This window comes from Xanthomonas arboricola pv. guizotiae (assembly GCF_002940205.1).
Taxonomy (GTDB): Bacteria; Pseudomonadota; Gammaproteobacteria; order Xanthomonadales; family Xanthomonadaceae; genus Xanthomonas; species Xanthomonas arboricola_C.
In genome coordinates, this window is the sequence record NZ_MDSK01000002.1 from 108,299 (window position 1) to 135,037 (window position 26,739).

The following is a 26,739-nucleotide window of genomic DNA, read 5'->3' on the forward strand; positions in this document are numbered from 1 at the left end:
AGCGCGGGCTGTGCCGCCGCCGGGGCAGGGATGGTGTGATCGGCATCTGCAGGTCGCGTGCGGGCCGCGGCGGCTGCGCCGCCTCTGCGCCCCGGACAGTCTGGCACCGTCGAGAAGTTCGATGCCGCAACCGGGACCAATGGCAGTGCCGTGTCGGGCAAGGGCGACCGTAGGATGGGGATCCCCTCCGCCGCAGGATTTCACGCATGTTCCCCACCTTGCGCCGATCGCTCGCCGTTGCGCTGTCGCTGGCATGCATCACCGCGTCCGCGCACGCCGCGCCCGCCACCAGCGCGGCCGCGCCGGCAAGCGCCTTCGATCCGCTGGCCTTGTTCGCACCGCTGCAACTGCCCGACGCACCCAATGCCTACCGCAGCGGCAGCGGCGTCCCCGGCCCATTGTTCTGGCAGAACCGCGCCGACTATAGCCTCAGCGCCAGCATCGACCCGGCGACCCACACGCTCACCGGTGAGGCGGCGATCCACTACACCAACCGCAGCCCGGACACGCTGGACGTGCTGTGGCTGCAGCTGGACCAGAACATCTACCGCGCCGATGCGCGCGCTGCCGCCAGCCGGCCGTTGCGGCGCACCCAGTTCACCGACGGCATGCAGATCGCCAGTGTCGAGATCGACGACGGCGGGCGTCGCCAGCCTGCGCACTTCGTCGTCGACGACACCCGCATGCGGGTGGACCTGCCGCAGCCGTTGGCGGGGCAGGGCAAGGCGCTGACCGTGCATGTCCGCTACCGCTACACGATCCCGGGCACCTGGGGCGGGCGCACCGCGGTCAGTGCCAGCAAGCAGGGCGAGATCTACGAGATTGCGCAGTGGTATCCGCGCATGGCCGTTTACGACGATCTGCGCGGCTGGGACACGCAGCCGTATCTGGGCTCGGAGTTCTATCTGGAGTACGGCGACTTCGACTACGCGGTGACCGTGCCGAAGGGCTTCCTGGTCGCCGGTTCCGGCGCGCTGACCAATCCGGCCGAGGTGCTCAGCCGCAGCGAGCAGCAACGCCTGCAGCAGGCACGCAGCAGCGATCGCACGGTGCTGATCCGCACGCCCGCGGAAGTAAGCGCGCGCGCTGCCAGATCTGCGGGAAACGCCACGCGCACCTGGCGCTTCCATATGGACAACACCCGCGATGTGGCATTTGCCGCCTCGCCTGCGTTGGTGTGGGACGCCGCGCGCATCAGGCTTCCAGGCGGCAAAAACTCGCTGGCGATGTCGGTGTATCCGCTGGAGGGCGTGGGCGCGGACAAGTGGAACCGCTCCACCGAATACGTCAAGGGCGCGATCGAACATTTCTCGCAGTGGTACCCGTATCCGTGGCCGGCCGCGATCAACCTGGGCGGGTACGGTGCGGGCATGGAGTATCCGGGCATCGTCTTCGACGGTTTCGAAGACAGCGGCAAGGAGTTGTTCTGGATCACCGCGCACGAGATCGGACACACCTGGTTCCCGATGATCGTCGGCTCCAACGAGCGCCGCCACGCGTTCATGGACGAAGGCTTCAACACCTTCATCGACGTCTATGCATCCGATGCCTTCAACAAGGGCGAGTACGCGCCCAAGCGCGATTCGGAATATGCGCCCAAGGGCGGCAACCCGGTCGACGAAATCCTGCCGCTGCTGGCCGATGCCGGCGCGCCGACCTTGATGGACAACGCCGATTCCACCAGCGAGACCTACCGGCATCCGCTGACCTATTTCAAGGGCGCGTTGGGGCTGGTGTTGTTGCGCGAGCAGATCCTGGGGCCGGAACGCTTCGATCCGGCCTTCCGCAAATACATCGCGACCTGGGCCTACAAGCATCCGACGCCGTCGGATTTCTTCCGGCTGATGGAAAGCGAAAGTGGCGAAGATCTGTCCTGGTGGTGGCGCGGCTGGTATCTCAACAACTGGCAGCTGGACATGGGCATCAGCGAGGCCCATTACGTCGACCACGATCCGGCCAAGGGCCTGCAGCTCACGCTGCACAGCCGCCAGAAACTGGTGATGCCGGTCACCGTGCGGGTGGACTTGGCCGACGGCAGCCATCTGGACCGCCGCGTGCCGGTGGAAACCTGGCTGCAGAACACCGCGCCCAAGCTGACGCTGCCAACCACGCAGAAAGTGCTGCATGTGACGCTGGATCCGGACCATGTGTTGCCCGATGCCCAGCGTGGCGACAATCAGGTCACTACGATCGGCTAGCGGCTGCCGATGCAGGCATCTACGCTGCAATGGCGTAGATGCTGCGGGTCTGCAGCATGAGCATGTCACCGTCACCAACGGCGCAATCGATTGCAGCGATTGCGCCGTTTTTCGTTGCGCGGTGCGGTCCGATGTCGAAGGCCGACGCGCAACGATGTGCTCGTATCGGCGTCAATTGTCATGCAGGTGCGTCGCTCTGCATGTGGGCACTGAAGGCTGCCGCGCTGCGATCCTGGCGATGCTCTGCGCAACTGCTCCACGTGGTGTTCTGGCTGCTATGCGATGACGTGCGACGACGCCGCTGCAACGCATTTGCCAAGGTCATAAGCTGGTAACGCTTACAGCCACACTGTGCCAGCATTCGTGCTGCGGACTCAAGCGCACGCGGTGTTTTGTGCCTGCGTGTGGCCTGGTGTGTTTGCTGCAACGCACGGTGACAAGCCCAGGCACGCATGACTAGGCTGCGCCGCGTGTTAGCGCTATCAGGTTTCTGCATCGCCTGCTGACACGGGGTTGAGTGCAGAGGTGCGCGGCAGTGCACGTTTGCAGGCGTACTGGTTGGAAGGCAGTCGCAGGCGCGGTACAGGTCGAGCAGCAGGTCGCGTCCGTCGGGGACGTGATACGCGCACGGCTGGCATCAGGGGGATGCGCCGGCGGTCGAGGCGGCGGATCAGCGCAAGTGCTGTGCAGGGATGTATGTCGCGTGCCGTCCAGGCGCGTGGCCAGGCAAGCGCCGCGTCGCATTCCGCGATCACGGCCGTGGGTGTCGCACTCCAGACCCGAGGATAGACCGATGCGTCGTACGTTGAGCAAGTTCAAGTCGAAGGCCATGTTTACCTTCGTCGGTGGCGTCCTGGTGATCAACCCCGCCTTTGCGCAGGACGTCGCCGCGCAGCAGGTGCCGCCACCGCAGTCCGGCGCCCAAACCGCCACCACCCTGGATGCGGTCAATGTCACCGGCATCCGCAGCAGCCTGGATGAGTCGATGGGCATCAAGCGCGATGCTGCCGGCGTGGTGGATGCGATCAGCGCCGAAGACATCGGCAAATTTCCCGATACCAATCTGGCCGAGTCGCTGCAACGCATCACCGGTATCTCGATCGAGCGCCGCGATGGCGAAGGCGCGCAGGTCACCGCGCGCGGCTTCGGCCCGCAGTTCAATACCGTCACCCTCAACGGCCGCCTGATTCCCGGTGCCGATGCGTTCGGCGCGCCGGGCCAGACGCCGATCGGTGGTGTGGATGTGGGCACGCGCGCGTTCAACTTCGCCCAGCTCGCCTCCGAAGCCATCACCGGCATCGAGGTGTTCAAGACCAGCCGTGCCACCGCGCCCAGCGGCGGCATCGGCGCCACCATCAACATCCAGACCGACAAGCCGTTCAATCACGAAGGCGTGGTGGCCAATGCCGGCGCCAAGATGGTGTCGGATCGTTCGCAGCCGTTCGGCGATTCGCTCACTCCTGAAGTCTCCGGCATCTTCAGCTATACCAATCCCGACAAGACCTTCGGCATCGGCCTGAGCGGCAGTTACCAGAAGCGCCATGGCGGCTCGGTGCAGGCCACCGAAAACACCTGGAACATCCAGCGCTGGACCGGCACCGACCCGGCCCTGCGCCCGGATGCGGTGGTGACCAACGCACCGGCGATCGGTCAGCTCTACGGCATGCCCAACGATCTGCGCTATGCCTTTGCCGACTTCCAGCGCGAGCGCACCAATGGCCAGGCGGTGATGCAGTTCGCGCCCAGCGACAGCCTGACCCTGACCCTGGACTACACCTATTCGTCCAACGAAATCCGCGAAGAGCGCGGCGAGCAGGGCATCTGGCTGCAGCGCGCCAACAGCTTCACCAATCTGACATTCGACACCGGCCAGGCGGTGGCCACCCCGGTGTATCTGCGCGACGTGCCCAACGGCGCCAAGGACTTCGGCATGGAGCAGCAGCGCAACGAGCAGAAGTACACGCTCGGCTCGCTCGGCTTCAATGCCGACTGGCAGGTGAGCGACCGCTTCCAGCTGTCCTTCGATGCGCACAACTCCAAGACCAAGAGTCTGCCCAACGACCCGGTCACCGGCGGCAGCGCCACGTACTTCAGTTTCGCCGGCACCAACAACTGCAGCAACGGCCCGTCCTGCGGCGGTCAATGGGGGCAGGAGCTGCGCTTCAACAATGGCCTGCCGATCGGCGCACGCACCTGGTATCCCACCGCGGCCGATTCCCTGGCCGGCACCAACGGCGTGCTCAACCCGGACTTCACCCCCGCCGAGCTTGGCTCGCAGGTCCTGCGCATCTTCTACCAATCGCAGGTCACCGAGATCAAGGAAGGCCGCATGGACGGCACCTTCGATTTCGAGGACGGGCGCTTCCAGTTCGGCGTGAGTACCGCCAATACCACCATGAACCGGCTCACCAGCGACACCAATTCCACGCTGGGTGACTGGGGCGTGGCCAACGCCGGCAACGAGCCTGGCATGCAGGCGCTGCTGCGGCCGGTGAGCATCACCGGCATGTTCAAGGACTTCAACGCCAATGGCGCCGCGCCCAATGCATGGCGCGGCGATGCCGATCAGCTGGCGCTGTGGGGTGGCAGCCAGTACGGCGCCACCACCCGCTACAACCCGCAATACAGCGCCGACAACCAGGTGGAAGAGAAGACCCGTGCCGCCTACGTGCAGCTGGAACTGAAGGGCGACATCTCCGGCATGACCACCAATACGCGGCTGGGTTTGCGCTACGAGCGTACCGATGTGGAATCCACCTCGCAGGTGGCCACGCCCACGGCATTGCTGTGGCAGGCCAACAACGACTTCCAGCTGTTGCGCTCCACCGAGCAGCAGCCCTTCAGCGTGAAGACCAGCTACAACTACCTCCTGCCCAATCTGGACTTCAGCATCGACATCTCCGATCAGCTGAAGGGGCGCGCCTCGTTCGGCCAGACCATCGCACGCGCGCCCTACAACAACCTGATCGCCGGCCCGACGCCGAATACGCCCAATGGCTCGATTCTGATCAATCCGTCCAACCGTGCCGGTGGCAGCTCGCAGAACCCGCAACTGGACCCGCTGGAATCGGACAACCTCGATCTGGCGCTGGAGTGGTACTTCGCCGATGCCAGCTACGTGTCGGCCACGTTCTGGAACAAGCGCGTCAGCAACTTCATCGGCAACACGGTCTCGCGCGAATCCCTGTACGGGCTGAGCGATCCCACCTCCGGTCCTGACGCCCAGGCCGCGCTGGCGTTCCTGCAGAGCGGCGCCTGTGCGGCGCAGGTGGGCGCCTCCGGCAACGACGTCGCGGCGGCGTGCTCGGCCAACGACACCTCGCTGTTTGCGGCGATGGCGCTGCTGCGCAATGCCGCGGCCACCGGCGGGCTGGCCGCCTACAACGGCAGCTCCGCGCAGAGCCTGGCACTGGAGAACGCCTACGATATCGTCGGCAATGCCTCCGATCCGCTGTATCAGTTCGACGTGTCGCGCCCGGTCAACCAGAACAAGGCCAACATCCACGGCTGGGAATTGGGCGGGCAGTACTTCTTCGACAGCACCGGCTTCGGCATCTACGCCAACTACACCATCGTCGAAGGCGATGTGGGCTTCGACAACACCGTGATCGATCGCGACCAGTTCGCGCTGCTCGGCCTCAGCGACACCGCCAACGTGATGCTGATGTACGAAAAATACGGCTGGAGCGCGCGCCTGGCCTGGAACTGGCGCGACGAGTACCTGATCGCCGCCAACCAGGACAATGCCAACCGCAATCCGTACTACGTCGAGGCGTATCAGCAGTGGGACCTCAGCGTCAGCTACAGCTTCAGCAAGCAACTTTCCGTGGGCTTTGAGGCGATCAACCTCACCGGCGAGGACGTGCGCTGGCATGGGCGCTCGGACAAGCAGATCATCCGCCTGATCGACCAGCAGCCACGCTACACGCTGGGTGTGCGTTACGCGTTCTGACCCACCGGCTGCGCTCACTTCCCTCCCGGTGAGCGCAGCCGGTGCCTGGTGGGGCAGATGCCGACGTGCAGGCTGGTGCGGGCCCGTGGTGCGCTTCTTCTGAAGGCACCCGGGCAATCGTTCGCTGGTTGCGCGGAGTGGCCGGGTCGCGTCGTCAGCCTGCGTGGCGCTGGTCTGGCGACCGCAACTGCAGGCTCGACCTCGATGCCGCGACGCATTCGTGGATGCGGCCGGCACGCATTGCGGTTGCTTGCAAGCAAACGCCCGCCTGCTGGTGGCCGCTATGGCAGCGCAGCGACGCCGAGTGCAGCAGGCTTGTTCCCATGCTGCTGTGCCGCTTGCCGGCCTGGCGCTTTTTGGCAATGCTCGCCAACAGCGGGCGCGCCACCCGGCCGCGCGATCGACGCATTCCACGCAATGCGGTACTCCGTGGCGGAGCACCGTTGGAGTTTCAGATGACGCGATACGCAGTGCTCAACAATGTGGCGCATCACGATCTGCGCGTCGTGCTGCGCTTCGGTGCCGAGTTCGGCGATGCGCTCGGCCTGGTGCCGGCGTTCGTCACCGAATACGCCGAGCTGCAGCGCGAGTACCCGCTGTTCTTTCGCAAGGATCCGGCCACCGGCGGCTACCAGTCGGTGGCGCTGCTGGGCTTTGCACAGGACGAGAATCTGTTCCTGCAGGACGGCCGTTGGACGGCCAGCTATCTGCCGGGCATCGTCGCCAAGGGTCCGTTTCTGATCGGCTTCCAGGAGCAGCGCATCGATGGCGCCTTGGTGCAGGAGCCGGTGATCCACGTCGATCTGGAGCACCCGCGCATCAGCCGTCACGAAGGCGAGGCGGTGTTTCTGCCGCAGGGCGGCCATAGCCCGTACCTGGAGCACATCATCGGTGTATTGCGCGGTATCCGCGACGGTGTGGATGCCGGCCAGGCGATGGCGGCCGCGCTGGATGCGTTGGGGCTGATCCAGCCGGTGCAGCTGGATGTCACGCTGGATGCCACCCACGCCACCACGCTGGAAGGCCTGTTCGCCATCGACCGCGAGCGGCTTGCCGCACTCGATGCGTCCTCGTTGCAGCAACTGCATCGGGCCGGCTATCTGGAGGCTGCGTTCCTGATGCTGGCCTCGCTGCACAACGTGCGTCGGCTGATGGCCGAGAAGCAGCGCCGCCTGCAGCAGGCGCACAGTGCGTCTGCGACTGCTGCGTTCGCCTGAGCGCATGACGACCGGCGCAGCCTTCTCCTCCCTTGCGGCCGCCGCCGAGCGCAGCGATTGCCACCCCGACGCGCTGCCGCTTGCCGCGCTGTGCGATGCCGCCGAGCCGGTGGTGCTGCGTGGCGTCGCACGCGACTGGTCGCTGGTGCAGGCCGGGCTGCGCAGCCCCGAGGAGGCGATGGCGCTGCTGCGCGCGCACGATAGTGGACGCCCCCTGCAGTATTCCCGCGGCGGCCCGGAGATCGCCGGCCGGCCGTTCTATACCGACGATTGCAGTGCGCTGAATTTCGAGGTGCAGCGCGGTAGCTTGAGCAGCTTGCTGGAGGCCATCGTGACGCATCGCGACGATCCGCAGCCGCCTACCTATTACCTGGCGTCGTTGCCTATTGACGACAATCTCCCGGGCCTGCGTGCAGGCAACGATCTGGATTTCGCCGCCAGCGGCATCGCGGTGCAGCCGAGTATCTGGATCGGTAATCGCGTCACTGCTTCCTGCCATTACGATGCGCCCAACAACCTGGCCTGCTGCACGGTGGGGCAACGTCGCTTCACGCTGTTTCCGCCCGAGCAGGTGGCCAACCTGTATCCCGGCCCGCTGGATCCCACGCCGGGCGGGCAGGTGGTGAGCATGGTGGATATCGCCAATCCGGATCTGCTGCGGTATCCACGCTTCGCCCAGGCGCTGGCGCAGGCGCGCACCGTTGTGCTGGAGCCGGGCGATGCAGTGTTCATTCCCGGCATGTGGTGGCATCACGTGCAATCGCTGCAGCCATTCAACGTGCTGGTCAACTACTGGTGGAGCAGCGTGCCCGCGCAGTTGCCGGCGCCGATGCCCGCGCTGTATCACGCGCTGTGGGCCATCCGCGACCGCCCGGCAGCGGAGAAGGAGGCCTGGCGCGCCCTGTTCGACTACTACGTGTTCGGCCCTGCCGAGCGCGCGGGCGAGCATCTGCCCGAGCAGGCACGGCAGGCGCTGGGCCCGATCGACCCCACGCTGGCGCGACAGCTGCGCGCGCTGTTGCTTGGCAGGCTCAACCGCTGATGCGCGCGATCGGCTCCAAGGCCACTGGCCGGACAACTGCGCAGCTGCCGGGCGGGCAGGGCCGATGTGCGGCATTGGCAGGTGCCACTCACGCGTTCCACTCCCGGCGGGCCACCCGCGTTGTCCAGACGATCGATCAAGACCTCACCCCGGATCCATCACCCAGGAGCGCACAGTGAGCCGGGCCCCGATTCGCAAGGTCGTCATCGCCGGCGGCGGCACCGCTGGCTGGATCGCCGCCTGCGCACTGTCGCATCAATTCCGCGAGCTGCTGGAGATCACGCTGGTCGAGTCCGAGCAGATCGGTACCGTGGGTGTGGGCGAATCCACGGTGCCGCCGATCCGCAGCTTCCATCGCTTCCTGCAGATCGACGAGCAGGAGTTTTTGCGCGCGGTGGCCGGAACCTTCAAGTTGTCGATCTCCTTCGAACATTGGCGCCGCCCGGGCGAGCGCTATCTCCATCCGTTCGGCATCGCCGGGCAAAGCACGCTGGTGTGCGCCTTTCACCATCTATGGCTGGAAAGCCAGCGCCGCGGCATGCCGGGCAGCTTTGGCGATTACTGCCTGGAAACCGTGGCCTCGCGTGTCGACCGTTTCGCCTTGCTGCGCGAGCCTGCGGTCAACTATGCCTATCACCTGGATGCCGCACTGTATGCCAGGTTCCTGCGCACGCGCAGCGAAGCCTGTGGCGTCAGGCGTATCGAGGGCAGGATCCAGCAGGTGACATTGCAGCCGGACAGTGGCGATGTCGCCAGCCTGCTGCTGGAAGACGGGCAGGTGCTCGAGGGCGACCTGTTCATCGATTGCAGCGGTTTTCGCGGCCTGCTGATCGAGCAGGCGCTGCACACCGGTTACGAGGACTGGAGCCAGTGGTTGCCGTGCGATCGCGCCGTTGCGGTGCAGACCGAAGCGCTTGGCCCGCCGGTGCCGTACACCCGCGCCATCGCGCACGAAGCCGGATGGCGCTGGCATATCCCGCTGCAGCATCGCGTCGGAAATGGTCTGGTCTTTTCCAGCAAACACCTGTCCGACGACGAGGCGCATACCAAGTTGCTACGCGATGTGGCCGCGCCTGCGCTGAAAGACCCCTGGCTGGTGCCGTTCCGCACCGGCCGCCGCCTCAAGGCCTGGAACAAGAACGTGGTGTCGCTGGGCCTGGCCAGCGGCTTTATCGAGCCGCTGGAATCCACCAGCATCCATCTCGCCATTGCCGCGGTGGTGCGCCTGATCAGCTTGTTCCCGGCGGATGGCATCGCGCCCTCGCAGGTGCAACTGTTCAACGATATCAGCCGCGCCGAAATGGAACATGTGCGCGACTTCATCATCCTGCATTACCACGCCACCCAGCGCGAGGAACCGCTATGGCGTCAATGCCGCGCGATGGAACTGCCCGACTCGCTGGCGCTGCGCCTGCGCGCCTGGCGCGAACGCGCACATGCCTGGCAAGCGGCCGATGAGCTGTTCCGCGTCGACTCCTGGACCCATGTGCTGATGGGGCAGGGCATGCTGCCCGAGCAGCATCACCCACTGGCGCGCGCGCTGTCCGATCGCGACCTGCGTCGCCTGCTGGACGGCATCGCCCAGCCGATCCGGCACGCGGTGGAGCAGATGCCGTCGCAGCAGGCGTTTATCGACGCGTACTGCAAGGCAGGGGCGAGCGTGTGGGGCCTGGGCAGTCCGGTGGTGGCGTAGAGCGGCTGGCAAGGCTGGGGCGCCGCCGGCAGGCAGGCGCAACCGCTGCCCACAACCGACACAGCGCCAGCACGTCCTGGCCCGGCTCGGCAATGCGATGCGGGACGGGCGGCGTGCTCCGCGCAGTCGGCAAGGACGGCCGGCACGGGCCGTCGGCGCGGGCCAGACCAATGTAGGAGCGCGCTTGCGCGCGATTCGATTGAGCGTCACCGGAAACGCCTCGTCGCGCCCTTCCACCCCGGTTCCGAGCGCGCCGTCCACGTCCACCTGGCGACTGCTTGCTACGTGTTAGCCGCTCTTGGGCACACGAGACCACAGATCCAGTGTCGCCTGCTGTGTCGTGCCCGCTCTGCACGATGCCTGGTGATTGCGTGCCGCTTGAGAGCGGTTGCCGACATCACTGCCGGATACAGCTCGAATGCGCTGACGACAGGACGCAGCCGGATCCATCGCTGCGGTGCCCGGCTGCTTCGCTACAAGCGCATCAAATCCTTGCCGACCACAATCGGCCCGGCGTAGTGCCTGCGCGCGCCCTCGCTCCACATCGCATCGCTGATCGTCGGGTCGCCGCCGGGCACGAAGTGATTGAGCACCAGCATCCTTGCGCCGGCCGCTGCCGCGATCCTGCCCACTTCTTCGCTGGTGGAATGGCTCTTGAGCAGATGGTCGAGCAAGGTCGGTGCGTTGTCGTTGGTCTTGAGCATCGTTTCCAGCGCGGGCAGGTACATCACCTCGTGCACCAGGATGTCGGTGTCCTTCGCGAAGTCGGCCAGTGCAGGCAGGTAGCGCGTATCGCCGGAGAACACCACCGTGCGGTCGCGCGCGGCGAAACGGTAGGCGAACGCCGGCTTGAGCGTGTAGTGGTCCACCAGCGTCGCGGTGACAGTGACCTGGTCGTTCTGCAGCACCGTGCCGGGCTGGTCGAACTCGTGCACATGGATCAGCTGCTTGAACGGCGGGCGGCCTTCTTCGCGGATGCGCGCATCGATGTCGATGGCATTCATCTCGACAAAGGCATCCACCATCCTGGCGATACCGGGCGGGCCATAGAGATGCACCGGTGTCTGCAGACCGCTGGCCCAGGCCAGCCAGACCACGTTGAGCAGGTCGGCGTTGTGGTCGGAGTGGTGATGGGTCAGGAAGATGTCGCGCAGCGCAGGCAGGCGGATGCCGGCCTTGGCCAGTTGCTGTGCAACGCCATTGCCGCAGTCGATCAGGTAGGGCTGCCCGTCGATGACCAGCGCATTGGCGGCCGCGGCGCGCAGCGGTGATGGCGTGGGGCCGCCCTTGGTGCCGAGCAGCACCAGCACGCTGCCGTTGGCCGGAAAGGGTGCCGGCGGCGACGGGTCGGACGACGCAGGGTCTTCCTTCGGTGCGCGCCGTAGTGCGGCACCCAGCTGGCTCGTCACGCTCAGCGTGGCCGCTGCCAGCGCGATGCGCAGCACCTGGCGACGGGAAGGGCGTGGCGAAGCTGCGGACATGACGGCTCCTGTCGAAGCGGGAAGAGGATGTGCCAGGCGGGGAGTGGAAGTGCCTCAGACTAACGTGGGGCTGCCGGGTTTGCGAATGGCTCACGCAAACCTCGGCACTGGCATGCCCACGCCCGATGCAGCAGAGCTGCAACTGCGACGCACGCGGCGCGTGTACTGCTCGATCCGATGGCCCGCACCGAATCGGCCACGCCGATCCATCCGTTGCCTTCCAACGGTGGGCTTGCATCGATTGCCTTCAGAGTTCCTGTGCAATGAACGCGTTCAACGCAGGCGAACGATAAAACGCCATGCATTGCGCGAAGATCCTGTTGAACGGACCGCGGCGGGATTCGTCCTTCATCGGCACTTCGGCGCGATGGAAGTCTGCCGTCTGCTCGGCCACGAAACGGTGCAGGCGGTCGGTGGCACCGGCCTTGGCATTGTCGAGCGCGTAGGTCGTCAGCAGATACGAGCGATCGCGCAGCTGGTCGGAGGTGTATTTGCCGCTACGCTCATAGTTGTTGTCCAGGCACAGCTGCAGCGCGTAGGCCTTGACGTCGTCGCGATTGGCGGGTTTGCCGGCTGCATGGGCGGTGACCTGTAGCGACAAGGCCAGGAGTGCAGCTACGGCGATGACACAAGGAGTGCGTTGAACGGGCATACCGATCCAGGTGAAGGACGAGCTGCCAAGTCTGCATCATCCGGGCGCTGCAGATGAAGTGCATGACGACTGACGCGCGTGACCGATAAGGTCCAAGGGTCAGTGCAAAAAACATCAACCCGCACAGATCGATCCACACAGCACATCAAACAATCGACCACACTCTGTACAGGCCAGGCGCAGTCGCACGTGGCAGGCGCTACCCGCCTGCCACGCACATCACCCGCTTACGGGCCGAAGTAGGTGGAAATGCTGGAATACACGTCCGAGAAGCGCGAGTAGTAATCCGGATCGGTCTGCGCGGTGCAGAACGAGTAGCCGCCGTACAGGCCGCCGCGCAGCTGGTAGGCGCCACCGCTGGCGACGGTGAACAGGCCCGAGCCGGACGAGCCGCCCTCGGTGACGCCATCGTTCCAGACCACACGGTACAGCGGGCTCTTGCCGTCGATGCTGGTGCTCAGCCCGTTGACGGTGCCCAGCGAATACTTCTTGACGTCGCCGGACGGGTGATGGATGCCGACGATCGAGGTGCCGGTCGCGCCGATCGCTGCGCTGTTCCATGCTGCATAGAACGCGCCGCTCGGCGGTGCGGTCTTCAGCTCCAGCAATGCGGTGTCGCGCGTGGTATTGGCGTGGCGCAGGAATGCACCGCCGGTCAAGGTGGTGGCCTGCGAGCTGGCGGTATTGCCGTTGCAGCTGGCCGCGTCGTAGAACCAGTAGGTCTGCAGTGTGTTGGCGACCGTCTGCGTGCTGATGCAATGCGCTGCGGTCCAGAACAGGTTGCGCTTGGGCGAGTTGGTGTTGTTGAGCAGCGTGCCGGTGCACAGGAACGAGCCCTGGCTGGTGGTGAACACCATGCGCGCCACCGCCTTTGCGGCATTGGTGAAGCCGGCGGTGGGATTGGCGCGGCAGACGATGTCGTTCTGGCAGGAATCGCTCTCGCCGATGGCAATGGTCATCATGTCGCGCGCGCTGGCGGTGGGGCTGATGTCCAGGTGCGACAGTTGCGGGATGCTCAGGCTGAAGTTCTCCGGATACTGGCCGGCCGGCAGCGACAGCTCCACCAACAGATTCTCGCCGCTGACGGTCGGCGACCAGCCGCTGGCGTCGCCGCTGGCGGCGAAGCTGGCACCGGATTGCTCGAATACCCGGCCATCGTCGCCGGCAAAGCGTAGCGTCACCTTGGACGGATCGCCCGGCGTGGCGCCGGCACCACGCAGGATCAGCGCCGCACGCAGCGAGGCCGCCTGCGCGGAGCCGACCTTCAAGGTCGCCACGCGTGAGCCATCTTTGGCCATCTGCCAATCGAGCGTGGCCAGATTCACCAGGGGCTTGGCCACCGCGCGCGAAAACCCGATCTGCAGGGGCTGCCCATGTTTGACCTGCGCGATGCGACGCTCACGCACGCGACCGATCTCGGTGCTGGTGGGCGCAGTGAGTTGCACCACACGCGTGGGCAGGATGCCGCCACGCAGACTTGCCGACTGCAACGTCGCCGCGCCGAGCTTGGCCGCCTGCGGCGCGGTACTCACCGGCGCCGCATCCATTTCGGTCGGCGGCGTTGCCAGTGCAGCGCCGGAAACGGCGGAAAACAGCGCCAGGTACAAGGCATTCTTGCGATTCATGGGTAGTCCTTCTTATCAGGGAACGACAGGCTGCAGCGGGGGCCACAGCGTGCGGGCGCCATCGTTGGCGCCGAACGAGACTAGCGAATGTTTAAAGCTGAATATGTGCTGAAAATCTCGTTCAGAGATTGATAGTCGATAAAAAGATCATCGTGTTTTGAGCGCAGCAGTCGACGTGCGCACGACTTGCCAGTGGCCTTGCGCAGACGAACACGCATATGCACACGCATGGCGCCGCAGCGCCGCATTCCAGGAATCGTCTGCAACACGTACGCCGCTCTACCTGCGGCAACTGCGGTCGCGCAGCGCACCGGCAGCGCCGCCTTGATCAAGCTGTCAGGCGATGCAGGTAGCTACGCTGCATGCGGGATGGTGAGCGCGCATAACCTTTGCGGGCTTTGACAAGCGCGCGCTACGTCCCTGCAAGCAGGCATATCGACGACGCCGGCAGCCAGCAGCAAGGCTGCATATCGGCTCGCGACGGATTATTCCAACGCGTCGCTGGCGCGGAAGTCGGTCGAGCGACCGCTGGCTTTCAAAAACGCCAACACTGCAAGCCCGACCACCATCCAGGCCGTGCCGCCGAGTTGCGCATGCCGGTCGGCATTGATCAGCACATAGGCCAGGATCACGATGCCGATCAACGGCGTCGCGACATGCAACAGTACGCGGCGGCCCTGTCCGCGGAAATGCCACAGCACCGCCACGTGCAACAGGATGAAGGCGGTCAGCGCGCCGACATTGCACAACGAGGACAGCAGCGCGATCTGGCCGACGAAGACTTCGCCCAGCACCATGCTCAGGCCTGCCACCAGCAGGATGGCGCGCTGCGGCACGCCGGTACGTGGATGGATATGGCGCAGAAAGGCCGGCAGCTGGCGGTCGCGCGCCATGGCGAACAACAGGCGCGAGGTGGCGGCCTGCGCCACCAGGGAATTGGCGATCGCCGCACTGATCGCGACCGTGAGCGCAATGACGATCTGCAACCACGGCCCGGCGATCAGGCGCCCGATCTCGAAGAAGGCATCGTTGGAAGCCTGCGCGCTGGGATAGCGTTGCAGGGTGGGCTGCAGCAGCGCGGCCAGCCAGGTCTGCAGCACGAACAGGCCGGCCACCAGCAACAGCGCCAGCAGGGTCGCGCGCCCGACCACGCGGTTGCCGCCACGGGCCTCTTCGGACAGTGTGGAGATCGCATCGAAGCCCAGGAACGACACCACGGCCACCGACAAGGCGCTGAAGATCAGCTGCGGCGAAAAGGCCTGCGGGTTGTAGAACGGACGCAGGTTCCAGTGCGCACCATTGACGCCACGCTGGATCGCCAGGCTGGCCAGCACCACGAAGACCGCCAGCACCACCAGCTGCGCGTAGAGGAAGAAGCGATTGGCACGCGCGGTGGTTTCGATGCCGCGCAGGTTGACCAGCGTGTTGAGCAGCACGAAGAAGGCGATCCACGCCGGCTGCGGCACCGCCGGCAACACGTTGTGCATGGCGTTGGCGCCCACCACGTAGAGCAGGGTGGGCACCAGCAGATAATCGAGCAGGATCGCCCAGCCGGCCAGAAAGCCGATGCCGCTGCTCAGGCCACGCCCCACATACGCATACACCGAGCCGGCGACCGGAAACGCCTGCGACATCTGCTGGTAGCTCAACGCAGTGAACAGCATCGCCACGAAGCCGACCAGATAGGTCAGCGGCACCATCCCGGCGCTGATGTCGAACACGCCGCCGAAAATGGAGAACGGCGCGGTCGGCACCATGAACACCAGCCCGTAGATCAGCAGGTCCTTGAGCGTCAGCCGCCGCTTGAGCTCCTGGGTATAGCCAAAGCGTTCCAGCGCGGCCGCGTCGTCGCGGCGGGAGGTGTCGGTCATGCAGGTGTCCGCTGAAAGGAGTGCCGGATTGCGAGGCAGGCGCGGTGGAGCGCCTGCACGTGATGCTGCAGTGCAGCTGTCTGACTGGCATTGTGACGATAAAGTGGCCGCCAAGCCCATCCATTGGTAAAAGTGCTAGGTTTTCCACGCTGGATGTCGTCCAGCGGCGTACGTCGACACCGAAGGACCCACCATGTTCGACACTCTGGCCAGCCTGGGCCGCGACCTGCAGGCGCTGCACACGCTCAATGCCTGCCTGGATCGGGTGTTTTCCGACGTCTGCGGGCTGGGCTTCCAGTCCCTGGTCTACGACTACGCACCGGTCCCGCTGAGTCTGGAAGGGGCATTGATCACCCCGTCGGTGTTCATGCAGCGCAATGCGCCGGGCGACATGCAGCACATCTGGTGCGAGCACGGCTATTACCAGCACGACCCGGTGCAGCAGCGTGCGACGCGCCGCACCACGCCATTCGTATGGTCCTACCGCAGCGACGGCGAGATGGAAGGCGTGGAATATGTCGGCAGCCAGCATCGGCAGGTCACGCGCTACCTGTGCGACAGCGGCATGGGAACCGGTGTCACCGTGCCCCTGCACCTGCCGGGCGGCGCGTTCGCGACATTCAGTGCTGCGGTCGACGCGGTCGCGGCGGAGGCGCCACGGCTGGCCGAAGCGCAGCTGTCGCCCTTCCTGCTGCTGGCGCATACCTTCCAGGCACGTGCGCAGGAACTGCTCGATCCGCAGGAGCGCCGCTGCCACCACATCGCGTTGACCCGCCGCGAGCGCGAATGCCTGCAGTATTCAGCCAAGGGGCTGACAGCCAAGAGCATTGCCGCGGCGCTCAACCGTTCCACCGCCACGGTGAACCTGCATCTGAACTCGGCAGCACGCAAGCTGGGCGCGCGCAATCGCGTCGAGGCTGTCGTGCGCGGCATGCATTATCGATTGCTGGAGCCGTAGCGCGGCGGATTCAGCCCCGACGGCAGGCCGCGATGGACGATTTTCCAGTGGGGGAAAATTTGCGATCGGCAGGCGCAATCGCTGCACGGGTTGATGCCCGTCCTGGCGAGCACTGACCCGCCCGGCCGATCGTGCGGCGCGCTCGGACCTTCGAAGGCGCTACAAACCTGGGAGTTTTGCCAGTTAACGCGCGCCGGTTGCCTCGCTAGGCTCGGCGCTCATTCTTGCCGTTAGCAGGCGCAGGTCATGCAGTCCACCGAGGGTTACGTCGAATTCCGTGGGTACCGGACCTGGTACCGCATCACCGGCGACCTGCGCAGCGACGCCTGCCCGCTGATCGTGCTGCACGGCGGCCCCGGCTGCACCCACGACTATGTGGACAGCTTCAAGGACCTGGCGGCCAATGGCCGCGCGGTGATCCATTACGACCAACTCGGCAACGGCAGGTCCACCCATCTTCCCGATGCAGACCCCGGTTTCTGGACGGTGGGGCTGTTTCTGGACGAGTTGCAGGCCCTGATCATGCAACTGGGGCTGTCGCAGTACGCATTGCTGGGGCAGTCCTGGGGCGGGATGCTGGCGGCCGAGCATGCGGTGCGCCGGCCGGCCGGCCTGCGTGCGCTGGTGATCGCCAACTCCCCGGCATCGATGGGCTTGTGGCGCGCTGCCGCGCTACGGCTGCGCGCGCGCCTGCCCGAGGACATCCAGGCGGCGCTGGACGCGCACGAGGCGGCCGGCACCCTGGACGACCCGGCCTATCGCGCCGCAAGCCAGGTGTTCTACGCCCAGCACGTCTGCCGCGTGCTGCCGTGGCCCGCGGAAGTGGCGCGCACCTTCGCCGCCATCGATGCCGACCCGACCGTGTATCACGCGATGAATGGCCCGACCGAATTCCATGTGGTGGGCAGCCTGCGCAACTGGAGCATCATCGAGCGCCTGCACCGCATCAACGCGCCCACGCTGGTGCTGTCGGGCAAGTACGACGAGGCCACGCCGGAAACGGTGGAACCGTACGCGCGCCTGATCCCGGACGCGCGGTGGCATGTATTCGCCAATTCCAGCCATATGCCGCATGTGGAAGAACGCCCGGCGTGCATGCGCCTGGTCGGCAACTTCCTCGACGACCACACGCCGTGGCCCGGCGAGCGGCTGGTGCATGCCTCCCTACAGGCCAGCCGCGCGGTGTGAGCGGATGGGGTGGGATGGATGTGAGTGCACGTGAAGCTGAGCGTGCCCGGCTGCGGTGCGCAGCTGCGACGCGTCGCGATTGAGCATGAGCTGCCTTGCTTGCGCATTACATGCGTCAGCGTGAGCAATGATTGAAGAGTCCTCCTGTCGATACACGCAGCTATGCCTCAACCGCGTGTCGCTGAGCCGACACATCCAATGCGGATTGCCAGCTACGGTCGAACACCACCTGACGCACCACGTGGTTGGACCTACGCGGCCTGACCATGTCGAGAGAGGCTGGTCGTCGCGCCGGCGCTCGCCCACTGTCGCGATTGCGCCAGAAGCGCAAGCAAGCATCGTCTTCTGCAAAGCGCCATCTGACGTGGCGTAAACCACACGAACCACACAAACCTCGCAAACCGCATGTGCCTGCGATGGCGCTGCTGCTACGCACCAATGACGCTCACAACACACGTTCGTGTGCAGTGACCACCGCGCAGCATTGCGTGTTGCACTTCGATGCTTAAAAAACGCTTCTGCCACTCGCAACTGCGGTCGAACGCGCGCGTGAGTAAACCAGCATCGGCCTGCGTTTGCATGCATGAAAAACACATCTGCATATAGAGGAAAACACTGCGCACGCCGCAACGGTGTCCTGTCCCGGGTGTCCCGCGCTGTCTCTTTTGCATGTCCTGCAGGGAGAACACCGCGATGCGTCAAAGTTTCAGTGATGGATAATTGTTTTATGTTTTAAATCGCGCGAAGAATGCGGCCCCCCACGCACCGCTTTGCTGTTGCCGTCGCTCCGGCGCAGGCAGCACGCATCGCTTTCCATACTTTGGGAGAGGCTGCATGATCATCAAGACATTCCAGGGCGCAGTTGTGCTTGCACTGTCCGCCTGCACTGCGGGCGCCATCGCCGGGCCGGTCGGGTACGGCGCCGGCACCACCGGCGGCGGCAACAAGACACCGGTCACGGTGACCACCTTCGAGGCGATGCAGGCTGCGATCGACAGTTATTCCGGCAGCGGCGGGTTGGTGCTCAACTACACCGGCAAGTTCGACTTCGGCAGCATCAAGGACGTCTGCGCGCAGTGGAAATTGCCGGCCAAGACCGTGCAGATCAAGAACAAGAGCGACATCACCATCAAGGGTGCCAACGGCTCGTCGGCCAACTTCGGGCTCTGGGTGGTAGGCAACTCCAGCAACATCATTCTCCAGAACATGACCATCGGCCTGCTGCAGGGCGGTGAAGATGCCGACGCGATTTCGCTGGAGGGCAATTCCAGCGGCTCGCCGTCCAGGATCTGGGTCGACCACAACACCGTGTTCGCCTCCTTGACCAAGTGCTCGGGCGCCGGCGATGCGTCTTTCGATGGCGGCATCGACATGAAGAAGGGCACCCATCACGTCACCGTGTCCTACAACCACGTCTACAACTATCAGAAGGTGGCGCTCAACGGATACAGCGACAGCGACAGCAAGAATTCGGCCGCGCGCACCACCTATCACCACAACCGCTTCAAGAACGTCGAGTCGCGCGTGCCGTTGCAACGGCGTGGGCTGAGCCACATCTACAACAACTACTTCAACAGCGTCACCACCTCGGGCATCAACGTGCGCATGGGCGGGGTTGCCAAGATCGAGTCCAACTACTTCGAGAACATCAAGAACCCGGTGACCTCGCGCGACAGCAGCGAGATCGGCTACTGGGACCTGATCAACAACTACGTCGGCAGCGGCATCACCTGGGGCACCCCGGACGGCAGCAAGCCCTACGCCAACGCCACCAACTGGATCACCACCAAGGTGTTCCCCGAGCCGCTGGGCTACACCTACAGCATCACCCCGGCCGCACAGGTCAAGGCCAAGGTGATCGCCACTGCCGGCGCGGGCACCAACCTGGCCGAGTAAGCGGCAACAGGGTGCGCTCACATGGATCCCCGGCCTGGCCGGGGATGCTTGTCTGCGCGGTGCAACCGTTCGCGCAGCGACGGTCGCAGCCAGGCATGGCGCTGGCCGGTGGTTGCCCACGTGCGGTGAATCCCTGGCGGTGGATGCAGGCAAGCGCCCGCCCGGCTTGATCGACCTCGCTCCGGCGCCGGCGTCAAGAGGCGCGGCAGGCGCCGCGACGCGGTATCGTGTCGCGATCCCATCCATGCAAGCCCGTCCATGCCGCTTCCGACCGATCCCGTTGCTGAGCACGCTCCGTCCGCCGCACCCACCTTGCGCCACGCGCTGAAACCGCGGCAATTGATGATGATGGGCCTGGGCACGGCGATCGGTGCCGGGCTGTTTCTGGGCTCGGGTGTGGGGATCCATGCGGCGGGGCCGGCAGTGCTGGTGTCGTACCTGATCGCCGGAGCGCTGGTGATCATCGTGATGAACGCGCTGGGCGAAATGGCTGCGTCCAAGCCGGCCAGCGGTGCGTTTTCCGTATACGCGGCCGACGCGATGGGGCCGACCGCCGGTGCGACGGTGGGCTGGTTGTGGTGGCTGCAGATCGTGGTGGTGATCGCGGCCGAAGCGGTCGGCGCGGCGGGCCTGCTCGCCTCGGTATGGCCGGCGTTGTCGGTGCCGTTGCTGGCGGTGGTGTTCATGGCCATCTTCACTGCGATCAATCTGCTCGGCGTGCGCAATTTCGGCGAGTTCGAATTCTGGTTCGCCATCCTCAAGGTCGTTGCGATCGTGGTGTTCCTGCTGATCGGCGTGGCCTTGCTGGCCGGCTGGCTGCCCGGCGTGGTGTCGCCGGGGCTGTCCAACTTCACCCGGAACGGCGGGTTCGCGCCGAAGGGGCTGGCCGGCATCGGTTCGGCGTTGCTGGTGGTGGTGTTCGCCTTCGGCGGCACCGAAATCGTGGCGGTTGCCGCTGCGGAAACCGCCGACCCGGGCCGCAGCCTGGCACGCACGATTCGCACCGTGGCCTGGCGCATCCTGGTGTTCTACATCGGCTCGATCAGCGTGATCGTGGCGGTGGTGCCGTGGACCAGCGCGGCGCTCAGCTCGCCGTTCGCCGCCGTGCTGGAGGTGGCGCGCATTCCCGGCGCGGCCACCGCCATCACCCTGGTCGCCGTGGTGGCCTTGCTGTCGGCGCTCAATGCCAATCTGTACGGCGCCTCGCGGATGATCTTCTCGCTGGCGCAGCGTGGTGAAGCGCCGCGCTGGCTTGGCAGGACCAGCGGCGAGCAGGTGCCGCTGGTGGCGGTGATCGCCAGCGTGCTGTTCGGCTTTGCCGCAGCCGCGCTGGAACTGCTGTACCCCAACAAGGTGTTGCCGATGCTGCTCAACATCGTCGGCGCCACCTGCCTGCTGGTGTGGACGATCTCGCTGCTGTCGCAGCTGATCCTGCGCGCACGCGCCGACCGCGCCGGCATCGCGTTGCCGTTCCGCATGCGGGGGTATCCGTTTCTGACCCTGCTGGCCCTGGCGATCCTGGCGGTGATCTTCGTGCTGCTGGCGTCCTCGGCGGACACCCGCGCGCAGTTCCTGTCGATGGTCGGTCTGACTGTCTTCATCGCCGTGGTCAGCGAAGTGGCGCGACGCGTGCGTGCAAGGACATGAGCTTATAGGTCTGCGCGGCTGAGTGCGTGATCGTCCAGCGGCGCAACCACGGCTGCAGTGCGCTTTTGCACACCGTCGAAGCGAGAACAGGCAAGCAGTCTTGCGGTTTCCTTCCCATCGGACAGGCGAGTGGCTGGATCTGCCGATCCAGCTCGGCTACTGTGGTTCGGTCGATTCTGTCCGTTGCATCGGGTTGCCTGGAAACAGCGACGCGCCAGCGCGCGACGATGAAAACACACCGCTGCACTCCTTGATTGTTTCAGCAGTCATCGCCGGGGTTCGCGCATGCATGCCGTTTCGTCCGAGAATTCTGCTGCCTCGCCTGCCGCCCGCACCCTGGAGGCAGTGCATGCGCTGGCCTATCCGGTCGATACGCATCTGGACTCCCTGTATCTGTCGCGCCTGGGCGGCTTCGATTTCTGGAAGGGCGACTGGAAAGCGCATCGGCGCTCGCTGATCCTCTGGCTGATGTCCAGGACCTCGCCAAGAGGGCGCAACCAACCGCTGATGTACCACGTCAGCGGCCCGGACTTTCTGGCCGGCGGCTACGGCGCTGCCTGCTTCAGCGCCCACGCGTTGTGGGAAAACCTCTTCGGCGCGCCGTTTCTCGATCCCTGGAACAACTGGGTGGAGCATCAGCGCTATGTCGAGGAGATGGTGGCCGCGAGCAAGGGTCGGATGCGGCTGGCACGCAGCGCCGCCGAGCTGCGCGCGGTTCGGGCCGAAGGCCTGTGCTGCGCCATCCTGTCGCTGGAGGGCGCGCATATGCTCGGCCCACGCGGGGTCCGCAGCCAGGCGCTGCGGCTGCAGCGCCTGGACATCGCTGCCAGGGCCGGCGCCGCCTATGTGACGCTCAACCATTTCAGCCATACCGACATCTCCCAGGCCGGCTATGCGCCGCTCAATCCGTGGTGCGGGATCGAGGGCGCGGGGCTGTCGGAATTCGGCCGCAAGGTCGTGGAGCGCTGCATCGATGCCGGACTGCTGGTGGATCTTTCGCATACCTCGAGCCAGGGCGTGCTCGATGCCTGCGCCATCTGCGTCCGTCGCAACGTGCCGGCCTTCGCCTCGCATGCCGCCTCGCGCAGCGTCACTCGTGGCGCCGAAACGCGGCCGTCGCGTCATCTCGACCGCGGGCTCGACGACGCGGCGATCCGCGCCATCGTCCAGACCGGTGGCTGCATCAGCGTCATCCTGGCACCGTACTTTCTGCAGCATACGTATCTGGCCGATGGCAAGCCGAACATGGATGCCGATCTCGCCTTTGTCATCGGCTACTACGAAGCCTTCGCCCGGCAGATCGCCGCCATGGGGATCGTCGAGGATGCGTGGAAACACCTGAGCTTCGGCAGCGATTTCGATGGCGGCATTTCCAGCCTGCCGACCGGTATGCGCAGCGGTGCGGATCTGCCCAGGCTCACCCAGGCGATGATGAATGCCGGCTGGCCCACCCAACGCATCGTCGATGTGTACAGCGGCAATTTCCTGCGGATCTGGGAGCGGGTGCGGCCGTAGCGTTTTCCGGCGACCTGCGTGCGGATGGGTGGGGGCGGCCCCAGCCCCAGCCCCGGCCGCGTGCGCCGGGCGCATCGCAGTGACCGGCCCGCGCGCAACGCCTCCGCATGCGAGGAATACGCGCTGCATTGCACACCGGGTGTAGCATCGCGCACAGGGCCAACAAAACTGCTGCGCCGCGGTCAGGCGGGCGCGGCCGGTGCTCGAATCGGCATGGACCACGCATGCGCTGCGGTTCCGGGCGCGCCGTCCGCATCCACCTGACGACCACTGGCTACGTTTTGTTGGTCGCCCTTGGTTGCACAAACGCGGCACTTGCCGCAGATGCGACGCCGTGTCGCATCGGGAACACGCACGACCGTCCTTATGATGATCCCGTAGCGCAGACATCGCGATCGGCCGGCACTGGTGTTCGGCAATCGACCTGCAGCCCGTGCGCTGATGCTGCCCCATCTTTTCCTGGAGGACTCTCCATGGATGCCTTGCTGTTATCGCGGATCCAGTTCGGATTCGTCATCGCATTCCACGTGCTGTTTCCCGCATTCACCATCGGGCTGTCCAGCCTGCTGGCATTTCTCGAGTGGCGCTGGCTGCGCACCCGGCTGCCGGTGTGGCGCGAGCTGTATTTCTTCTGGCAGAAGATCTTCGCGGTGTCGTTCGGCATGGGCGTGGTCAGCGGCATCGTGATGGCCTTCCAGTTCGGAGCCAACTGGCCGGAGCTGAGCCGGATCGCCGGCAGCGTGATCGGCCCGTTGCTGAGCTACGAGGTGCTGACCGCGTTCTTCCTCGAAGCCAGTTTCCTGGGCGTGATGATGTTCGGCTGGGGGCGCATTTCCGAGCGCCTGCATTTCCTGGCGACCTGCATGGTGGCGCTGGGTACGCTGTTTTCCACGTTCTGGATCCTGTCGTCCAATAGCTGGCTGCAGACCCCGGCCGGCTATGAGGTGGTGGGCGGCGTCGTGCATCCGGTGGCGTGGCTGAAGATCATTTTCAACCCCTCGTTCCCGTACCGGCTTGCGCATATGGCGCTGGGCTCGTTCATCACCACCTGCTTTGTGGTCGGTGCGGTGGGGGCGTGGTATCTGCATCGCGGCGTGCACCGCGAGGCCGGGCTGCGCATGCTCAAGCTGGCGGTGGCCTTCGCGGCGATCACCGTGCCGCTGCAGATCTTCGTCGGTGACATGCATGGCTTGAACACGCTAAAGCACCAGCCGATGAAGATCGCGGCGATGGAAGCGCACTGGCATGACGAAGGCCAGGGCAAGGGGTTTCCGCTGGTGCTGTTCGCGCTGCCCAATGCGCAGGCCGAGCGCAACGATTACGAGGTGGCGATCCCGCGCCTGGGCAGCCTGATCCTGACCCACAGCCTGGAAGGCAGCATCGCGCCGCTGACCTCGGTGCCGGCACAGGATCGCCCGCCGGTGACGCCGGTGTTCTTCGCCTTCCGCATCATGGTCGGGCTGGGCTCGTTGATGCTGCTGGTGGCCTGGGTCTCGGCGTTCGCCTGGTGGCGCGGCACCTTGCTGCAGTGGCGCTGGCTGCTGGCGACCTGGCGCTGGATGTTGCCGAGCGGCTTCATCGCGCTGGTCTCGGGCTGGTTCGTCACCGAGATGGGGCGGCAGCCGTATGTGGTCTATGGCCTGTTGCGCACTGCCGATGCGGTGGGCCCGCAATCGACGCTGATGACCGCGATCTCGCTGGCGGTGTACGTGGTCGGCTATGCCTTCGTGTTCGGCTGGGGCATCTGGTACCTGGTCAAGATCGGCAAGATCGGGCCGACCCCGCATGACGCGCCGCAGCTGGACCACGGCGAACACACCCCGGCACGGCCGCTGTCGGCGGCCGATGAACCGATCGACGGAGCCGCATGATGGACATGAGCAGCGTATTGCCGGTGGCATGGTTCGCGGTGATCGGCTTCGGGGTGTTGATGTACGTGGTGCTGGACGGCTTCGTGCTCGGCATCGGCATCCTGGCGCCGTTCCGCAAGGACGAAGCGCAGCTGGACCTGATGATGAATACCGCCGCGCCGATCTGGGACGGCAACGAGACCTGGCTGGTGCTGGGCGGGGCAGGGCTGCTGGCGGCGTTTCCCAAGGCGTATGCGGTGATCCTGTCGGCGCTGTATCTGCCGGTACTGTTGATGGTGATGGCGCTGGTGTTCCGCGGGGTGGCGTTCGAGTTCCGCTTCAAGGCGCATCGCTCGCGGCGGCTGTGGAGCAACGCCTTCGCTGCCGGCTCGATCCTGGCCACGTTTGCGCAGGGCGTGATCCTGGGCGCGCTGGTGCAGGGCCTGCCGATCGCAGACGACCGCTATGTCGGCGGCATCTGGGGCTGGTTCAGTCCGTTCGCGATGCTGACCGGCGCGGCGCTGGTGTTCGGCTACGCGCTGCTCGGCAGCACCTGGCTGATCCTCAAGACCGAAGGCCATGTGCAACAGCTCGCGCGGCAGTTGAGCCGGCCGCTGACCATCAGCGTGTTGATCTTCATCGGCCTGGTCAGCGCGTGGTTGCCGTCGCTGCAATCGCATGTGATGGACCGCTGGTTCAGCGGTGCGCATTACCTGTGGCTGCTGCCGGTGCCGGTGCTGGTCGCCATCGTCGGCTTCGCGCTCTGGCGCTGCACCGAAGCGGGGCGGCCGGATACGCCGCCGTTCCTGCTGGCGATGGGCCTGTTCGTGCTCGGCTTCCTCGGCCTGGTGCTGGGCATGTGGCCGTACCTGGTGCCGCCGGTCTACACCATCTGGCAGGCCGCCGCGCCGCCGTCGTCGCAGCTGTTCGCGCTGATCGGCCTGGTGGTGCTGCTGCCGCTGATCCTGGGCTACACGGTGTGGTCGTACCGCGTGTTCCGCGGCAAGATCACCGCAGATACCGGCTATCACCACTGAGCGGGCGCAGACCGCACCGGCGCGATGCGCCGCCCGCTCAGTGCAGGCGCTGCCTGAACATCCACTCCCACATCGCCGGGTCTGCGTAGGTCGCATCCCAGGCGTTGTGGTTGCCGTCCGGATATTCGCTGTAGCGCACGTTGGCGCCGATGCCCTTGGCGGCGCGGTACAGCGCACGGTCGTCGTGCGGTGGCACCGAGTCGTCCTTGGCGCCATGGAACATCCAGATCGGCACGTGCCTGAGCTGGGTGACCGCAGCGGTATACGGGTCGGCTTCCTTGGCCACCAGGCTGACGTAGAGCGTGCGACGCTCATCGCGCGGCGCCTTGAGCGCACCGCAGATCGGCACGATCGCGGCAAAGCGCTGCGGCTGCATCAGGGCGATTTCCCAGGCGCCATAGCCGCCCATCGAGATGCCGGTGAGATAGGTGCGCTGCGGGTCGGCAGCGAATTCGGCACTGGCCGCATCCAGCGCGGCGATCGCCATGCGTGCATTGATGCCCAGCCACTCCTCGTCGTCGGGCACCTGCGGCAGCACCACCAGCGCCGGGAACTCGGCGGTGTGTTCGCTCAGGTAAGGCCCGATGCCGACTTCGGCCTGATCGCGCCCGTTGTCGCCGCGTTCGCCCGAGCCATGCAGGAACAGCACGATGGGGCGCGGTTGCGGCGCCCTGGAGGTCGGCACGAACACCTGATAGCGGTAGAGCCGTCCTTCCAGCTGCAGCGTGCGGGTGACGAAATGGCCGCGGCGTCCGTCGTGGTGGCGCTCAGCCATGCTGGAACAGCCGGCCAGCAGCAGCGCAAGAATCGCAAGAACAAGACAACGACGGATCACGCACACCTCCTGACCGATGACATCCCCGCAGTATCGCCGCATGCAGCTGTGCTGGCATGTCGCGCTGCGACGGTTTCTGCCG

At 65.6% G+C, this 26,739-nt stretch carries 18 protein-coding genes and 1 other RNA gene; 13 read left to right on the forward strand and 6 right to left on the reverse strand.

The genetic code is table 11. The annotated features are described in order from the left end of the window. Nucleotides 1–206: 206 nt before the first annotated feature. The 5 genes from XarbCFBP7408_RS02065 to XarbCFBP7408_RS02085 all read left to right on the forward strand — a co-directional run bounded on the left by XarbCFBP7408_RS02065 (nucleotide 207) and on the right by XarbCFBP7408_RS02085 (nucleotide 10,102). On the forward strand, nucleotides 207–2,198 hold the full coding sequence (locus XarbCFBP7408_RS02065; protein WP_181106797.1) for a M1 family metallopeptidase: 1,992 nt from the start codon (nucleotides 207–209) through the stop codon (nucleotides 2,196–2,198). A gap of 793 nt (nucleotides 2,199–2,991) precedes the next feature. Further along, nucleotides 2,992–6,150 (forward strand): TonB-dependent receptor, encoded by a 3,159-nt coding sequence (locus XarbCFBP7408_RS02070; protein WP_181106795.1) that lies wholly within the window; start codon nucleotides 2,992–2,994, stop codon nucleotides 6,148–6,150. Between the two features lie 455 nt (nucleotides 6,151–6,605). Beyond that, on the forward strand, nucleotides 6,606–7,367 hold the full coding sequence (locus XarbCFBP7408_RS02075) for a SapC family protein (RefSeq protein WP_104561091.1): 762 nt from the start codon (nucleotides 6,606–6,608) through the stop codon (nucleotides 7,365–7,367). A 4-nt stretch (nucleotides 7,368–7,371) separates the two neighbouring features. After that, nucleotides 7,372–8,409, forward strand: coding sequence for a cupin-like domain-containing protein (locus XarbCFBP7408_RS02080; RefSeq protein ID WP_104560958.1), 1,038 nt, complete (start codon nucleotides 7,372–7,374; stop codon nucleotides 8,407–8,409). Nucleotides 8,410–8,584: 175 nt separating this feature from the next. Beyond that, nucleotides 8,585–10,102, forward strand: coding sequence for a tryptophan halogenase family protein (locus tag XarbCFBP7408_RS02085; protein ID WP_104560960.1), 1,518 nt, complete (start codon nucleotides 8,585–8,587; stop codon nucleotides 10,100–10,102). A 473-nt stretch (nucleotides 10,103–10,575) separates the two neighbouring features. Here the strand turns inward: XarbCFBP7408_RS02085 and XarbCFBP7408_RS02090 are convergent, their stop codons facing one another. The 5 genes from XarbCFBP7408_RS02090 to XarbCFBP7408_RS02105 all read right to left on the reverse strand — a co-directional run bounded on the left by XarbCFBP7408_RS02090 (nucleotide 10,576) and on the right by XarbCFBP7408_RS02105 (nucleotide 15,731). Beyond that, nucleotides 10,576–11,583, reverse strand: coding sequence for an MBL fold metallo-hydrolase (locus XarbCFBP7408_RS02090; protein ID WP_104560962.1), 1,008 nt, complete (start codon nucleotides 11,581–11,583; stop codon nucleotides 10,576–10,578). Nucleotides 11,584–11,830: 247 nt separating this feature from the next. Continuing rightward, the gene (locus XarbCFBP7408_RS02095; RefSeq protein ID WP_104560964.1) at nucleotides 11,831–12,235 is read right to left on the reverse strand and encodes a hypothetical protein; all 405 of its coding nucleotides are present in this window, start codon (nucleotides 12,233–12,235) and stop codon (nucleotides 11,831–11,833) included. A gap of 227 nt (nucleotides 12,236–12,462) precedes the next feature. Then, on the reverse strand, nucleotides 12,463–13,860 hold the full coding sequence (locus XarbCFBP7408_RS02100) for a trypsin-like serine peptidase (RefSeq protein WP_104560966.1): 1,398 nt from the start codon (nucleotides 13,858–13,860) through the stop codon (nucleotides 12,463–12,465). Nucleotides 13,861–13,940: 80 nt separating this feature from the next. After that, on the reverse strand, nucleotides 13,941–14,192 hold the full coding sequence (locus XarbCFBP7408_RS22255) for a hypothetical protein (RefSeq protein ID WP_146093725.1): 252 nt from the start codon (nucleotides 14,190–14,192) through the stop codon (nucleotides 13,941–13,943). A 153-nt stretch (nucleotides 14,193–14,345) separates the two neighbouring features. Beyond that, nucleotides 14,346–15,731, reverse strand: a complete 1,386-nt coding sequence (locus XarbCFBP7408_RS02105) for an APC family permease (protein WP_104560968.1) — start codon at nucleotides 15,729–15,731, stop codon at nucleotides 14,346–14,348. A 193-nt stretch (nucleotides 15,732–15,924) separates the two neighbouring features. On the opposite strand from XarbCFBP7408_RS02105, the gene XarbCFBP7408_RS02110 reads away from it, so the two are divergent. From XarbCFBP7408_RS02110 to cydB, 8 genes are all read left to right on the forward strand, one after another. Beyond that, nucleotides 15,925–16,689, forward strand: coding sequence for a LuxR family transcriptional regulator (locus XarbCFBP7408_RS02110; protein ID WP_016904441.1), 765 nt, complete (start codon nucleotides 15,925–15,927; stop codon nucleotides 16,687–16,689). Nucleotides 16,690–16,935: 246 nt separating this feature from the next. Then, nucleotides 16,936–17,877, forward strand: a complete 942-nt coding sequence (locus tag XarbCFBP7408_RS02115) for a proline iminopeptidase-family hydrolase (protein WP_104560970.1) — start codon at nucleotides 16,936–16,938, stop codon at nucleotides 17,875–17,877. 834 nt (nucleotides 17,878–18,711) lie between these two features. Continuing rightward, on the forward strand, nucleotides 18,712–19,773 hold the full coding sequence (locus XarbCFBP7408_RS02120; RefSeq protein ID WP_104560972.1) for a pectate lyase family protein: 1,062 nt from the start codon (nucleotides 18,712–18,714) through the stop codon (nucleotides 19,771–19,773). A gap of 258 nt (nucleotides 19,774–20,031) precedes the next feature. Continuing rightward, entirely contained in the window at nucleotides 20,032–21,420 is a 1,389-nt protein-coding gene (locus XarbCFBP7408_RS02125; protein ID WP_104560974.1) for an amino acid permease, read from the forward strand. 285 nt (nucleotides 21,421–21,705) lie between these two features. Further along, entirely contained in the window at nucleotides 21,706–22,935 is a 1,230-nt protein-coding gene (locus XarbCFBP7408_RS02130; protein ID WP_104560976.1) for a dipeptidase, read from the forward strand. A gap of 213 nt (nucleotides 22,936–23,148) precedes the next feature. Beyond that, a non-coding RNA gene (locus tag XarbCFBP7408_RS02135) (sX9 sRNA) lies at nucleotides 23,149–23,225 on the forward strand. 183 nt (nucleotides 23,226–23,408) lie between these two features. Next, complete coding sequence (locus tag XarbCFBP7408_RS02140; protein WP_104560978.1) at nucleotides 23,409–24,806, forward strand: cytochrome ubiquinol oxidase subunit I; 1,398 nt, start codon at nucleotides 23,409–23,411, stop codon at nucleotides 24,804–24,806. Continuing rightward, nucleotides 24,806–25,822, forward strand: a complete 1,017-nt coding sequence (cydB, locus tag XarbCFBP7408_RS02145; RefSeq protein WP_104560980.1) for a cytochrome d ubiquinol oxidase subunit II — start codon at nucleotides 24,806–24,808, stop codon at nucleotides 25,820–25,822. Before XarbCFBP7408_RS02140 ends, cydB begins: the two co-directional genes overlap by 1 nt. A gap of 37 nt (nucleotides 25,823–25,859) precedes the next feature. Here cydB and XarbCFBP7408_RS02150 read toward each other — a convergent pair whose 3' ends face one another. After that, the gene (locus tag XarbCFBP7408_RS02150; protein WP_181106793.1) at nucleotides 25,860–26,699 is read right to left on the reverse strand and encodes a prolyl oligopeptidase family serine peptidase; all 840 of its coding nucleotides are present in this window, start codon (nucleotides 26,697–26,699) and stop codon (nucleotides 25,860–25,862) included. Between the last annotated feature and the right edge of the window lie 40 nt (nucleotides 26,700–26,739).